The sequence below is a fragment of the Candidatus Frankia alpina genome (assembly GCF_902806485.1).
In the GTDB taxonomy this organism is placed as follows: domain Bacteria; phylum Actinomycetota; class Actinomycetes; order Frankiales; family Frankiaceae; genus Frankia; species Frankia alpina.
Map to the genome: position 1 here is coordinate 1 of NZ_CADCWT010000146.1, position 12,651 is coordinate 12,651.

Genomic DNA, 12,651 nt, shown 5'->3' on the forward strand with positions numbered 1-12,651 from the left:
AACGGGGCCAATACTCCGCGTAGCAGATCGCAACCTAAAACGATCTTCCCGAGGCCCTGGCGGTGGACCGCGGCCCACCTCCGGCGATCTCTGCCGGGAACGACGTTTAAAAGCCTATCCAGATGGTAGCTGCACTTTAGTCGCGGAAGAGTGGAAGCATGACCCTCACGACACAGCCAGGCGGTGTTCCGCGGAACGGGCGGGCGGGAGAGGGTGATGTAATGGCTGCCGCGACGGGCAGCACAGCCGTGCTGCGCGCGGCGCAGAAATTCTGGCAGTTACCCGACGCCGACCTGCACGCGATGGTGAAACTCACCCGCCAGGTGGATCGGGTGGAGCTCAAGTTCGTCGTGCCCACGTCCGCGCATGCGCGGGCGTTCGAGGTGTTCAGGATCGCCTCGACGACACCTCGGCGTCAACGGGTCTACTACCTGGACACTCCGGACCGGTTGCTGCACCGACGCGGAGTGATGGTCCGCGTCCGCAGCACCCGGGGCAGACCGGACGACTCCGTCGTCAAACTCCGGCCGGTCGTGCCGGCGAACGTCGCCCCGCGGCTACGCCAGTCGAAGCAGCTCGTTGTCGAGGTGGATGCGATGCCCGGCTCCTATGTCTGCTCCGCCGCCCTGCGCACCCGCCTGGGTGCCGACGACGTGCAGCGCGCGATGGCCCACCAAAGCCCGCTGCACGCCCTGTTCTCGAAACAGCAGGCGAGGCTGCTCGCCACCCACCTGCCCGGCCCCGGCCACATCGATGATCTCGCCGTCCTCGGACCGATCGAGGCGTCGTGACACCGATTCATCCCGGCGGGTTTCGATCGGGTGCTTCAGGCCGAAGAACGGACGTTTCCGGACGGCTCCCGCCTCCTCGAACTGTCGACCCACGCCACGCCGCAGGCGGCCGCGCGGACCGCCGCGCGCATGTCCGCCGTCCTGCGCCGGCACGGCCTGGACCTCACCGGTCCGCAACAGACCAAGACACGCGCCATGCTCGACTTCTTCAGCGCGGCGCCGGCGGCTGACCACTCAGGGAGGACAGGCCCTCGTCCCACGCGGTGAGGATCGCCTCCGCGCAATGGCCTTCGACCGCGGTCGTCGCCAGCGCGCCGAAGACGACGTCGGCGGCCAGAACCGGGTCCTGGGCGACGAGGGTCTCGGCAAGGTCGCGGACGGCGACCGTCCGGTGATGGGCATCGGCGACAACGTGGACCTCGAAGAAGTGGCGGGCCCCAGCGGCAAGTCCGAGCCGGCGCAGCGCCGCCGCGTAGGCACCCATCGGCTCGACTGACGTCATCTCGAACAGCGCCAGATGGCCGACCAGTGCGCCGCGCAGCCGCCGGTGCAGGCCGAACAGTGACGGCACGTTGACGGTCGCGAACGCGTGCCCGGGCAACCGGTCCAGGTAGGAGCCCGGACGGGCGTCGAGCTCCAGCGCACGCAGGGTCACGGCGAACAGGTTCTGGTGCATGTCGCGTTCGACGCCATACCCGTACTCGTCGGCCTGAATCTCGACCAGCGCCGCTTTAGGGGCACCGGTCAGGCGCGGGATCGCCCACGTATGCGGATCGGCCTCGATGAGCTGGAGCAGCGAACGGTGCATCGCGTACTCGCGGAACTGGTCGAGCGTGCCGGTGGTCGCCAGCCGCCGCGGCAGGGAACGGCCACCGGCGCACGCGATCACCTCCCGCAGCGCGTCCCCGACGTCCCCGACGTCCCCGACGTCCCCGACCGCCCCGCCGGCCTCCTCGCGCAGGCGGGCGAGCAGGGCCGTCTCCAGCCGGCGGCGCACGGCGAGCAGCGACGGCTCCCACTCCCAGTCGTCGTCGACCTCGGCAAAGCCGCGGTAGTGCAATCCGTAAAGGCAGTAGAGGGCGAGCGGACCGTCCTCGCCGTACAGCACGTCGTCGTCCGCGGCCGGAGCCGGCCCGAAGACCGGCCGCGCCGGGCGGCCGCCGCAGCCGGTCGAGCAGGAACTCGGACAGCGTCCCCCTGGGCTCGGGCAGGCGCGGTTGACCGAGCTCGGCCGGCGTCAGCACCGCGCCGTACTCCGCCCCCGACACCCCCGACACCCCGGACGGAGGTACCGGCCGATCGGCGGCCGGCGAAATGCCGGCGCCCCGCGCGATGCCGGACCCTGTCGCGATGATCATCAACTGCTCCCCGACAGGCGGGAGGCGGGAGGCGGGCCGATTCGGCACCTCATGCAGCCCGGAAACGATCCGCACCCGGCGGCGGGCGCCCGCCGTCCGGTCGACCCCCGCGCTCTCGTCGAGGCTGGTGGCGCTGCCCGCCGCGGTGAGGATGCGGCGGAGCACCGTGGCGGCATCGTCAGGTTCGTCGGCCGCACCGGCCAGTGCGCCGCCGCGCACCCAGGTGACCCCCGCGAGCAGGTAGCCCTCCGGGCCGAAGAAGGCGCGGCCCGATCGGGCCAGCTCACCGATCCGGCGGCTGACCCAGGGCTGGTGGGAGTACCGGCCGAACGGGATGGGCCGCACCGACCAGTCCGCGATCCGGTAGCCGGCAGCGCGGGCGTGGCGCACCAGGCCCACCGGGTCGGAGATGGAGGCGATCATGAGCAGCACCACGTCCATCTCCTGCGACAGCACGCGCCGCACGACGTGCGCGCCGTCGTGGCCGCCCCACAGCTGGGAGGCGCCGACCGGCCGCGCGATCGCCGGCAGGTAGGGCGGGTTGCCGATCGCGCACCGCGCCCGCCGCGCCGCTGCGTCCCGTCCGGGACCGACCGGCAGGTCCACAACGCCGGCTTTGCGCCCGTCCGCGGGGTCCCCGTGCTGGCGCGCACCCGGTTCCTCGGTGCCGGCGAAGAAGTCACCCTGGACGACGGTGTAGTTTCCCAACTCCGCCCGGGCCGTGGCCCGGTTCGCGATCCGCGCGGAGTCGGCGTCCAGCTCGTACCCGGTGATCGGTACCCGTGAGCCGGACCGGCGCAGCGCCTCGACGACCGGGCGGCCCGTCCCCGGCCCGAGCTCCACGATGCCGTCGGCAAGCAGCGGCGCGAGGTCTTTCGACGTCAGCAGTCGCTCGACGCAGTGGCCGTAGAAGGTGGACTCGAGCGGATCGAAAAAGGGCATACATCGCTCCTCGGCTATGCCGCACGGCGGCGCGGTGACGAAGTGGGGGGTCGCACAGCGGCGCGGTTGCTCATAGTAAGGGTACGTCCGTACGCGCTACGTAACATCTGTCCGGTGCCGGCCCGGCGAAACCCCCACCGCTCGTCGGCCGCGGCAGGCAGGGGCGATCACCGCCGGGGCGTAGACCGATCAGTCCTGCCCGCTGCCCCCGGTCGGGGTCGGGCGCCAGCCGTCGGCGTCGACGCCACCGGGGACCGGGCCGGCGGGGTCGTACGGTGACCGGGTGAAGACGAACGAGGCGAGTTCGAGGTGGCGCAGGCCGCCGTCGGACTGGCGCCGCACCATGAGGGTCTCCCCGGCGAAGTAGCCGTCGACGCCGAGGAAGGTGCCGCGGCCGGCGGGGCCAGGACGGAAACGGGAACGCCGGCCGGAGCGGCCCAGCGGCGCGAGCAGCAGCCCGCCGTCCGGCCGCAGTGACAGCGTGTAGGGCGCCGGCCCCCAGTACCAGACGCCGGTGACGTCAAGCGGCTCCCGCCCGGCCACCGGCGCGGGCACCCATTCGGCCGGCAGCGGCGGTTCGGCCGTGTCGACCGCGTCGATCAGGCCGACGGCGAGGTCGCCGACGGCGACCCCGCTGGTCGCGTTCGCCATCGCCACCGCCGCAGTCCCCGCCGGCCGGGCCCACAGGGCGGCGACGAAACCGGGCATCGAACCGCCGTGCCCGACGAGCACGCCACCGGGTTCGCGCAGCAGCTGTACGCCGAGCCCCGCCCCCAGCCGCCACTCGCCGCTGTCCGGCTCGACGGCGGCCGGTTCGCGCATCTCGGCGAGGGTGTCCGCGGACAGCACGGCGTCGGTGTGCCCGGCGAGGACGGCCGACCAGCGCACCAGGTCCGCGGTGGTCGACCAGAGCTGGCCGGCCGGGGCCAGCACGCCGGCGTCGTGGGCGGGCTCGGGCAGCAGCACGTCGGCATGCGGGTGGACGGCGAAGCCGTGGGCGTGCGGCGCGGCGGGCAGCGCGGTCGTGCGGGACATCCCCAGCGGCGCCAGCAGCTCGCGGTGCAGGGCCTGCGCCCAGCTCATCGCGCGCAGCCGGGCGACGAGCTCGCCGAGGACCGCGAAACCGACGTTGGAGTAGTGATGGCGACGTCCCGGGCGGAACCGGTCCGGGTCGGGACCGAGCGCGTCGGCGAGGGTGGGATGGGCCTGCCCCGCCACCCGCTCCCACCACGGCGACGGAGTCTCCGCCGCGATGCCGCCGAGGTGGGACAGCAACTGCGCGACCGTGCGATCGCCGACCGCGGTCCCCGGCAGATGCCGGTCGAGGGGGTCGCCGAGGGCCAGGCGTCCCTCGTCGCGCAGGCGCATCACCAGCACCGCGGTGAAGGTCTTCGTGATCGAACCGATCCGGTACTGGGTGTCGGCGCCGGCGCCGCCGTCGGCCGGATCGAGTCCGACGGCTCGGCCCCGCCTGGCCGTCCACACCGGGCGGCCGTCGCGCGCCACGGCGGCAACGAGCGACGGCGCCCGCCCGCCCGCCTGCTCGGCCGCGACGCGGCGCAGCAACAGCCGCTCGGTGGCGGGCAGCAGGCCCCCGCTCTGTCCCAGCTCCGACCCCGGCGAATCCGGCGGCATCGGCACCCCCCGTCTGGCGACCGGTCTCCGGATCGACGCCCGGCTTCCCCATCCGATCAGCCTCTTTGCCTCGGCGCCAGCGGAACGCGCCCCGTGAACCGGGCGATCGTGGCGCGGCCCGACCGGGACGACGTCGCGACGGCGGCACGGTGCTCCCCGGCCCAGTCGCTCCCCGGCCCAGTCAGATCTCGACCCGGTCAGATCTCGACACTCGGCGAACGATGCGTGACCGCAACCACCGGCGAACGCTACTCTCGGGCAATGTAATTCGACTGCGGCAGTGGAAATCCTTTGGCGAGTGATCGAGGCGGCGTCGCACGGGCTTCCCAAAAATGTTGCGGCCCGGGGTGGCACTTATTTCCGGCGTGAAATCCGGCTGGCTTGGTCAGTCGGCGCCGTCCGCCCTACAATTGCCGCCACCGACCGGAACTCCCGCACCGGAGGGGTCTTCATGCGACGGCGTCTGTCCATCATCGTGGCAGGGCTCGGGCTGATCCTGCTCACCGCGGGGCCGGCCGGGGCCGCCGGCTCGCCGTCCCCGAGTCCGCCTGCGGGCGGCGGGATCATCGCGGAGCCGGGCGTGTTCCGCGCCTGGGACGCCCGGCAGCCGCCCACGGCCGTCACCTACGACGAGCATCTGGTGCCGACGGGCGCGACGGCGATCGCGCTCGCCGTCCGCGGCAAGCGCACGGTGATCGGTCTCATCGTCCAGGGTCTGGTGCCGAATCACCAGTACGGCGCGCACGTCCACCAGAAGGCCTGCGGGGCGACCGGCGCCACCGCCGGCCCGCACTACCAGAACGTCCCAGACCCCGTCCAACCATCGGTGGACCCGGCCTACGCCAACGCGCGCAACGAGGTGTGGCTGGACTTCACCACCGACGCCAGTGGGACGGGGGCGGCGTTCGCGGTCGTCGAATGGGACTTCCGGGCCGGCGGCGCGCACGCGATCGTCCTGCACGAGCACCACACGGACAGCTCCCCCGGCGCCGCCGGGACGGCGGGCTCTCGGGCGGCCTGCCTCACCGTGCCATTGTCCTGATGCATTCCCGCTCGGGATTTCCGCGCCCCGGCCGTGGTGGTGGATACCGGCGACTCCCGGGCCCGCCGGCGCAGTCGTTCGTAAGGCCGCGAACGGGACGAAAGTCCATATAGCGCAAGCGCGTGCCGGCCGATGATGGCGGCAGCGGCGCGCCCCGTGCGCCGCCGGGCGGGGCAGGAGCGAGATGACAATGCCGGAGCTTGACCGCGTCACCGGTTGCGGCGCGGTCATGCGGTCGGCCCGTCCCGGCCGGCCCATCCCGGCCGGCCGCCGGACGCCGGGCGCCGGGCGGACCTCGCCGGCATCCACGCTGCCCGGACCCGCCCCCATCGGCCCGATTCCCGTCCACGACCGCGCCTGCGGGCATCCGGCAGAACCGGCACAACCGGCTCGGAGCATGGTTGCGTCGGTCCCCGCAGGCGCGCGACGGATCCGGCGTATCTCGATCCCCGACGCCGGAAATCAGCCGATCTTCTTCTCCCCGAGGACGGCCCTACTGTGTCTGAATACTGCTGGTGCACGGCCACTCCGGCCATCGAGGACCTGATCCGGGAGCATGACGAGCTGGTCGAGCTTTCGGCCGAGGCGCGTGCGGCCTACCAGCGGGGTGACGTCGATTCACTCATCGACTACTGCTCCAGGATCTCCACGGTTCTCGGCCCGCACACCGTGGTGGAGGAGCGCGGTCTGTTCCCCCCGATGGCCGCCGAGTTCCCCGAGAAGATCGCCATCCTTCGCGGCGAACACCGCCGGATCGAGGCGGTGCTCGCGGGCGCCGCCGACGGCACCGCCCGCACCGACCCGGCCTGGCCCGCCCGGGCCGTCGAGATGCTGACGCTGCTACGGCGCCACATCGTCAAGGAACAGGAGGGGCTCTTCCCTGCCGCCCTCGGCGTCCTCAGCAACGAACAGTGGGATCTCCTCGCCGACATCCGCACGGGAACCAGCCTCATCGGCTCCTGAGCGGCCGGGTCACCGGCCTCCCGCAAGATCGTCGTCGGCGGGCGCGGGCCACTTCCGGGCGCCCCCACACCGTCGACCGGCCCCTGCCGCGGGCCGGTTCGCCGCCGGTGTGACCAGCGGGATCCGGGGCCGGGCCGCAGCCTGGTCCCGGCGGCGGGAGGATGGAGTGGTGAGGCCACCGACATGGGGCGCGACGCCCGGCGCCCACGCCCGGTGGCCGCGTTCACCACTTCCACTCCACCGAAAGCGAGGCCACGCGTGAGTCCACAAGGACCCGGTACCGCCGTCGACGTCGACGACCAGGTCGTGCTGCTGGACGCCGACCGCCGACCCTGCGGGACGGCGCCCCGGCTCGCCGTGCACGGTCTCGACACGCCGCTACACCTGGCCTTCTCCTCCTACCTGTTCAACGCGGCCGGCCGGCTGCTCGTCACCCGCCGGGCGCTGGGCAAGCGCACCTGGCCGGGGGTGTGGACCAACAGCTGCTGCGGACATCCCCGCCCCGGTGAGGACATCACCGTCGCCGTCGAACGCCGGGTGGAGCAGGAGTTGCGGCTCGCGCTGACCGACCTGCACCTCGCGCTGCCGGACTTCGCCTATCGCGCCACCGCCGCCGACGGGCTGGTGGAGAACGAGGTGTGCCCCGTCTACGTGGCCCGGGCGGTGGGTGACCCGGACCCGGACCCGGCCGAGGTCGTGGAGTGGCGCTGGGTCGAGTGGGAGAGCTACCGGCAGGCGGCGCTCGCCGCGCCGTGGACGCTCAGCCCCTGGTCGGTCGACCAGATGACCGCGTTCGGCCGGGCCGCGCACCCGCTGACGGCCGCGCTCGGCGCCGCGGGCTGACCGGGGTCACCGCATGCGGATGCCCATCCGGGCGTTGCCGTTGGCACCGGCGAGGCCGAGCACCGCCCGGGTGGGCCCGGTGGCCTCAGCACCGCCCCATCGGGGCAGGCAGGGGACCTGTCTCCCGATCCAGATCGGTCCACGAGCTAGACCCTGTGGCCAGGATGGGCGAATTCGATTCGGGTATACGTAGCTAATTACTACTAGTAGCAGCCCGCCCCACGTCACGCTTCGTCAACAGATGATCACAAAAAGATCATCACCCTAAGTGGCTGGCCGGCATTCCGGCAAAGCCCTGCCGAGTTACAGTCCTGTCACTTCACCGGTAGCTTCCCCGAAATCGCCGAGATACCGCTGCGCCTCAGCAAGCCAGGCCACTTCTACCGGTATGGGGTAACCGAGCGCATCCACGGCCGCCGCCGCGATCGTCCCCCACCTCGACGGCGTTCCTTCCACCGCACATCGAGTCCAGCACGGATCACGCCTCCGATGGCATGCACGAATTGCAGCCATGGGAAATGGTATGAAGTCCCGTATCTATCAGGCAGTTAGTCCCGATCGAGCACCACCTTCGTGTCGGATCGCTGGCCGCTCGGCGCCGGCCAGGGTCTGACCTGGCGTTCCGCCCGAGCCAGCCGCAGGGCGCGCGACACCGGCCACCGTTCACCCTCGCCCACCGGGCACACTCCGCATCCCCCCGGTAACACGCCCGGCGCGACGAAGGCAGGTCCGCCGGAGCCCGGCGCCGGCTCACGGGGACGTAGCGCGCCACCCAATGGCCACCGAACGGAGTCGCCTGCGCACTCCGGAGGACGCATTCCGCCGCGCCCCCGGAAGAACGGCCGACGGTTGCGGCACCCAGCTTCCTTTCAGCCATGCCGGCCGCACCCGAACGGGCGATTTGGCTACGACCATCCGTACCGTTCACCAGAACGCCGGCCATTCATTCCGCCGAATTCTCGGGACCGCGCAAGCATTTACTGTCTGTGACTACGCGCCCTGGGCTGGGGCTAGAAGGGGTCCTCTTACCGGGCCAGTCCCCGATTTGTTCCGCAAAGTGCTTGCCGTCCACGCCACCGGTGCGGGAGGCTTGCCGATGCGCGGCGAGAGACGCGCCTGCCAGCACGAGAAAAATGCGCATGTCGGCGAACCGCGCGACACCCACGGGGGTTACTGGTATATGAAGCGCTCAACGGTGCGATCAGCCGCGTCGCGGACGACCGGAGCCCGCACTTACCCATTGTTCAGGTCCTGACCTGGCGGGGCCCACCAGCCTCGCCTCGGACCCGGGTCCAACCGGAAAAAAATCGCGGCGATCGTCGAGATGCCGTCATTCTTCCGTGTGTGGGTTCGGCGTACGGCCGCGCCACCGTTGCACGCCAGCCCCTGGTTTCACCGCAGAACCCCAAGGTTTCGCCCCAGCCCCTGGAAGACCAAAGATAGGTGGAGTCTGCCATGACCGAGCCCGTACCGACCGACACCGGAGCGACCGGCCCGGCCGCCCCCGGCGAGGACCCTCGGCTGAGTCTGAGCACGGCGGCCGCGCGCAACCTCGCGACGACCACCAAGCCCGTCCCGCAGATGCAGGAGATCACCTCCCGGTGGCTGCTGCGGGTGCTGCCCTGGGTGCAGACCGCCAGCGGCGTCTACCGGGTCAACCGCCGGTTGACCTACGTGCTCGGCGACGGCCTCGTCGCGTTCACCTCCGTCGGGTCCGACGTGCGGGTGGTACCCGGCGAGCTCGCCGAACTGCCCGCGCTGCGCGGCTTCGACGGCGGGGCGCTCGCCGGCCTCGCCGACCGGTTCGTCCAGCGGGAGTACGCCGCGGGCGACGTTCTTGCGGAGACGGGTGCGCCCGCCGACGAGGTGTTCCTCATCGCCCACGGCAAAATCGGGAAGTTCGGGCCCGGTACCTACGGCGACGAGCGGTCCCTCGGGGTGCTCGCGGACGGCGAGTACTTCGGCGACGAGGTCCTCACCGAGCCGGGGCTGACCTGGGAGTACACCGCCCGGGCGCTGACGGCGACCACCGTGCTGGTGCTCTCCCGCCAGCAGCTCGCCGAGCTCACCGGGCAGGACCCCGAGCTCAGCGGGCACCTGGAGGACTACCGCAGCCGGCCGCGCCCGGCGAGCAACAAGCAGGGCAAGGCGGAGATCGCGATCGCGGCCGGGCACTCCGGCGAGCCGGACCTGCCGGGCACCTTCGTCGACTACGAGCTGGCCCCGCGCGAGTACGAGCTGTCCGTGGCCCAGACAGTGCTGCGCATCCACAGCCGGGTCGCCGACCTGTACAACGAGCCGATCAACCAGCTGTCCCAGCAGCTGCGGCTCACCGTCGAGGCGCTGCACGAGCGCCAGGAGCACGAGCTGGTCAACAACCCCGACTTCGGCCTGCTGCACAACGCCGACCTGCGCCAGCGTATTCACACCCGTTCGGGTCCGCCGACCCCGGATGACCTCGACGAGCTGCTCAGCCGGCGGCGCAGCACGCATTTCCTGCTCGCGCACCCGCGGGCCATTGCGGCGTTCGGGCGGGAAGCCACGGCGCGGGGCATCTACCCGGCGACCGTGCTGTTCCACGACCAGCACGTGCCGGCGTGGCGCGGCGTGCCGCTGCTGCCGGTTAGCAAGATTCCGATCAGCTCCACCGGGACGACATCCATTCTCGCGCTGCGCACCGGCGAGGAGAACCAGGGCGTGATCGGCCTGAACCACGTCGGGCTCGCCGACGAATACGAGCCGGGGCTGTCCGTCCGATTCATGGGCATCAACGAGAAGGCGATCATCTCCTACCTCGTGACGACCTACTTCTCCGCCGCCGTCCTCGTGCCGGACGCGCTCGGGATCCTGGAGAGCGTCGAGATCGGGCGCTGAACTATGCAGCCTTTCACCCTTCCCGAGTTCTACGTGCCCTATCCGGCGCGGTTGAGTCCCCACCTGGAGCAGGCCCGGGAACACAGCAAGGCGTGGGCTCGCGAGATGGAGATGATCGACGCTCCCCAGCACGGCATCGCGATCTGGACCGAGCGCGACCTCGACGCCCACGACTACGCCCTGCTGTGCGGCTACACCCATCCCGACGCCACCGCCGATCGCCTGAATCTGATCACCGACTGGTACGTCTGGGTCTTCTACTTCGACGACCACTTCCTCGAGCTTTACAAACGGACGAACGACCTGGCCGACGCCCGCGCCTACCTCGACCGGCTCCCCGCCTTCATGCCGGTGGAGGGTCAGATCACCGAGGAGCCGTCGAACCCGGTGGAGCGGGGCCTGGCCGACCTGTGGACGCGGACCGTGCCGGCCAGATCCGCCGACTGGCGGGCCCGCTTCGCCGTCAGCACCCGCAACCTGCTCGACGAGTCCCTCTGGGAACTCGAAAACATCAACGCCGCCCGGCTGGCCAACCCGATCGAGTACATCGAGATGCGCCGCAAGGTCGGCGGCGCCCCCTGGTCGGCGAACCTCGTCGAGCACGCCGCCGACGCCGAGGTCCCCGCCCGCGTCGCCGCCACCCGCCCGTTGCAGGTGCTGCGCGACACCTTCGCCGACGCGGTGCACCTGCGCAACGACCTGTTCTCCTACGAACGCGAGGTCACCGAGGAGGGCGAGCTCAGCAACGGGGTGCTGGTCGTGGAGCGGTTCCTCGACATCGACACGCAGGCCGCCGCCGACACCGTCAACGACCTGCTGACCTCCCGGCTGCACCAGTTCGAGCACACCGCGGCCACGGAGCTGTCGGCCGTCCTCGACGAGCACGCCATCGACCCGGCGGGCCGGCTCGCGACGCTGGCCTACGTCAAGGGTCTGCAGGACTGGCAGTCCGGCGGGCACGAATGGCACCTGCGCTCCAGCCGCTACATGAACCGCGAGGCGACGCCCGACGCGGTCGACGCCCTCGGGCTCACCGCCGGGCTCGGGGGGACAGGCAGCCTCGTCCCCGTCGCCGGACTGCCCGGCATCCCCGGGATCCCCAGGCCATCCGGGTCATCCCGTCGCTGCTGGCCACCGCACCGAGGCGGATCCGGTCGTTCGCCAACGTGCCGTTCCGGGTCGTCGGCCCAACCCCGCTGCCGGAGTTCTACCTGCCCTACACCACCGGACAGAGCCCCCATCTGGACTCCTCGCGACACGAGGTCGTCCGCTGGGCGCGGTCGATGGGCCTGCTGGACCGGGTTCCGGGCATCTGGGACGAGCACAAACTGCGCGCGGCCGACTTCGCCCTGTGCTCGGCGGGCATCCACCCGGACGCGACCGCCGACGAGCTCGACCTCACGACGGGCTGGCTGACCTGGGGAACCTATGCGGACGACTACTACCCGGTGATCTTCGGCGCGTCCCGGAACCTGGCCGCGGCGAAGCTGTGCAACGAGCGGCTGCGTTCCTTCATGCCGGTGGACGGCCCGCTGACCGAGCCCCCGGTCAACGCCCTGGAACGGGGCCTCGCCGACCTGTGGGAGCGCACCACCAGGGGGATGGAGCCCGCCGCGCAGGCCACGCTCCGCCGGGCGATCGAGGTGATGATCGACAGTTGACTGTGGGAGCTGGACAACCAGGTCTACAACCGCATCCCCGGCCCCGTCGACTACCTGGAGATGCGCCGCGCAACGTTCGGCTCGGACCTGACGATGAGCCTGTGCCGGCTGACCCGCGGGAACAGCGTGCCGGCGGAGGTCTTCCGGACCCGGCCGCTGCGGGCCCTGGAGAACGCCGCCGCGGACTTCGCCTGCCTGCTCAACGACGTCTTCTCTTACCAGAAGGAGATCCAGTTCGAAGGCGAGATCCACAACTGTGTGCTGGTCGTCGAGAACTTCCTCGGCTGCGACCGCGGCCGCGCCGTCGAGGTGGTCAACGGGCTCATGACCGCTCGGATACGGCAGTTCGAGCACGTCGTGGACAGTGAGCTGCCCGACCTGTTCGACCGTCTCGACCTCGACGGCGACGCCCGCGCGGCGATCGGCTCCTACGCCCGGGAGCTCCAGAACTGGTTGGCCGGCGTCCTGCGCTGGCACCAAGGGACGCACCGATATGAGCTACCACCCCTCCGCCGACCGACGGCCCTTCGGTAGCCCAACCG

At 71.4% G+C, this 12,651-nt stretch carries 9 protein-coding genes and 1 pseudogene; 8 read left to right on the forward strand and 2 right to left on the reverse strand.

Going from position 1 to position 12,651, the window contains the following annotated elements; translation table 11 throughout:
- The first annotated feature begins 221 nt into the window (after positions 1–221).
- Positions 222–791: a CYTH domain-containing protein gene (locus G6R25_RS15510; RefSeq protein ID WP_235948599.1), complete on the forward strand. Its 570-nt coding sequence runs from the start codon at positions 222–224 to the stop codon at positions 789–791.
- A gap of 208 nt (positions 792–999) precedes the next feature.
- Here the strand turns inward: G6R25_RS15510 and G6R25_RS15515 are convergent, their stop codons facing one another.
- On the reverse strand, positions 1,000–1,899 hold the full coding sequence (locus G6R25_RS15515; protein WP_235948601.1) for an iron-containing redox enzyme family protein: 900 nt from the start codon (positions 1,897–1,899) through the stop codon (positions 1,000–1,002).
- 301 nt (positions 1,900–2,200) lie between these two features.
- Between G6R25_RS15515 and G6R25_RS15520 the strand changes: the two genes are divergently transcribed.
- Positions 2,201–2,935 (forward strand): hypothetical protein, encoded by a 735-nt coding sequence (locus G6R25_RS15520; protein ID WP_163553530.1) that lies wholly within the window; start codon positions 2,201–2,203, stop codon positions 2,933–2,935.
- 345 nt (positions 2,936–3,280) lie between these two features.
- Here the strand turns inward: G6R25_RS15520 and G6R25_RS15530 are convergent, their stop codons facing one another.
- The gene (locus G6R25_RS15530) at positions 3,281–4,726 is read right to left on the reverse strand and encodes a serine hydrolase domain-containing protein (RefSeq protein WP_205447151.1); all 1,446 of its coding nucleotides are present in this window, start codon (positions 4,724–4,726) and stop codon (positions 3,281–3,283) included.
- Between the two features lie 451 nt (positions 4,727–5,177).
- Between G6R25_RS15530 and G6R25_RS15535 the strand changes: the two genes are divergently transcribed.
- From G6R25_RS15535 to G6R25_RS31640, 6 genes and pseudogenes are all read left to right on the forward strand, one after another.
- Entirely contained in the window at positions 5,178–5,768 is a 591-nt protein-coding gene (locus G6R25_RS15535; RefSeq protein ID WP_163553531.1) for a superoxide dismutase family protein, read from the forward strand.
- A 498-nt stretch (positions 5,769–6,266) separates the two neighbouring features.
- Complete coding sequence (locus tag G6R25_RS15540) at positions 6,267–6,731, forward strand: hemerythrin domain-containing protein (protein WP_136447822.1); 465 nt, start codon at positions 6,267–6,269, stop codon at positions 6,729–6,731.
- A 258-nt stretch (positions 6,732–6,989) separates the two neighbouring features.
- Positions 6,990–7,574 (forward strand): isopentenyl-diphosphate Delta-isomerase, encoded by a 585-nt coding sequence (gene idi / locus G6R25_RS15545; RefSeq protein ID WP_163553533.1) that lies wholly within the window; start codon positions 6,990–6,992, stop codon positions 7,572–7,574.
- A 1,455-nt stretch (positions 7,575–9,029) separates the two neighbouring features.
- The gene (locus G6R25_RS15550) at positions 9,030–10,448 is read left to right on the forward strand and encodes a family 2B encapsulin nanocompartment shell protein (protein WP_163553534.1); all 1,419 of its coding nucleotides are present in this window, start codon (positions 9,030–9,032) and stop codon (positions 10,446–10,448) included.
- Positions 10,449–10,451: 3 nt separating this feature from the next.
- A complete protein-coding gene (locus G6R25_RS31635) occupies positions 10,452–11,864 on the forward strand; it encodes a terpene synthase family protein (RefSeq protein WP_235948603.1) in 1,413 nt (470 codons plus the stop codon).
- 32 nt (positions 11,865–11,896) lie between these two features.
- Positions 11,897–12,643, forward strand: a pseudogene (locus G6R25_RS31640) (terpene synthase family protein).
- Positions 12,644–12,651 lie beyond the last annotated feature (8 nt).

Bases quoted from the DNA above. Each gene is read 5' to 3' on its own strand.
- G6R25_RS15510 (WP_235948599.1), top strand. From the start codon at position 222: ATGGCTGCCGCGACGGGCAGCACAGCCGTGCTGCGCGCGGCGCAGAAA.
- G6R25_RS15520 (WP_163553530.1), top strand. From the start codon at position 2,201: ATGCAGCCCGGAAACGATCCGCACCCGGCGGCGGGCGCCCGCCGTCCG.
- G6R25_RS15530 (WP_205447151.1), bottom strand. From the start codon at position 4,726: ATGCCGCCGGATTCGCCGGGGTCGGAGCTGGGACAGAGCGGGGGCCTG.
- G6R25_RS15535 (WP_163553531.1), top strand. From the start codon at position 5,178: ATGCGACGGCGTCTGTCCATCATCGTGGCAGGGCTCGGGCTGATCCTG.
- G6R25_RS15550 (WP_163553534.1), top strand. From the start codon at position 9,030: ATGACCGAGCCCGTACCGACCGACACCGGAGCGACCGGCCCGGCCGCC.
- G6R25_RS31635 (WP_235948603.1), top strand. From the start codon at position 10,452: ATGCAGCCTTTCACCCTTCCCGAGTTCTACGTGCCCTATCCGGCGCGG.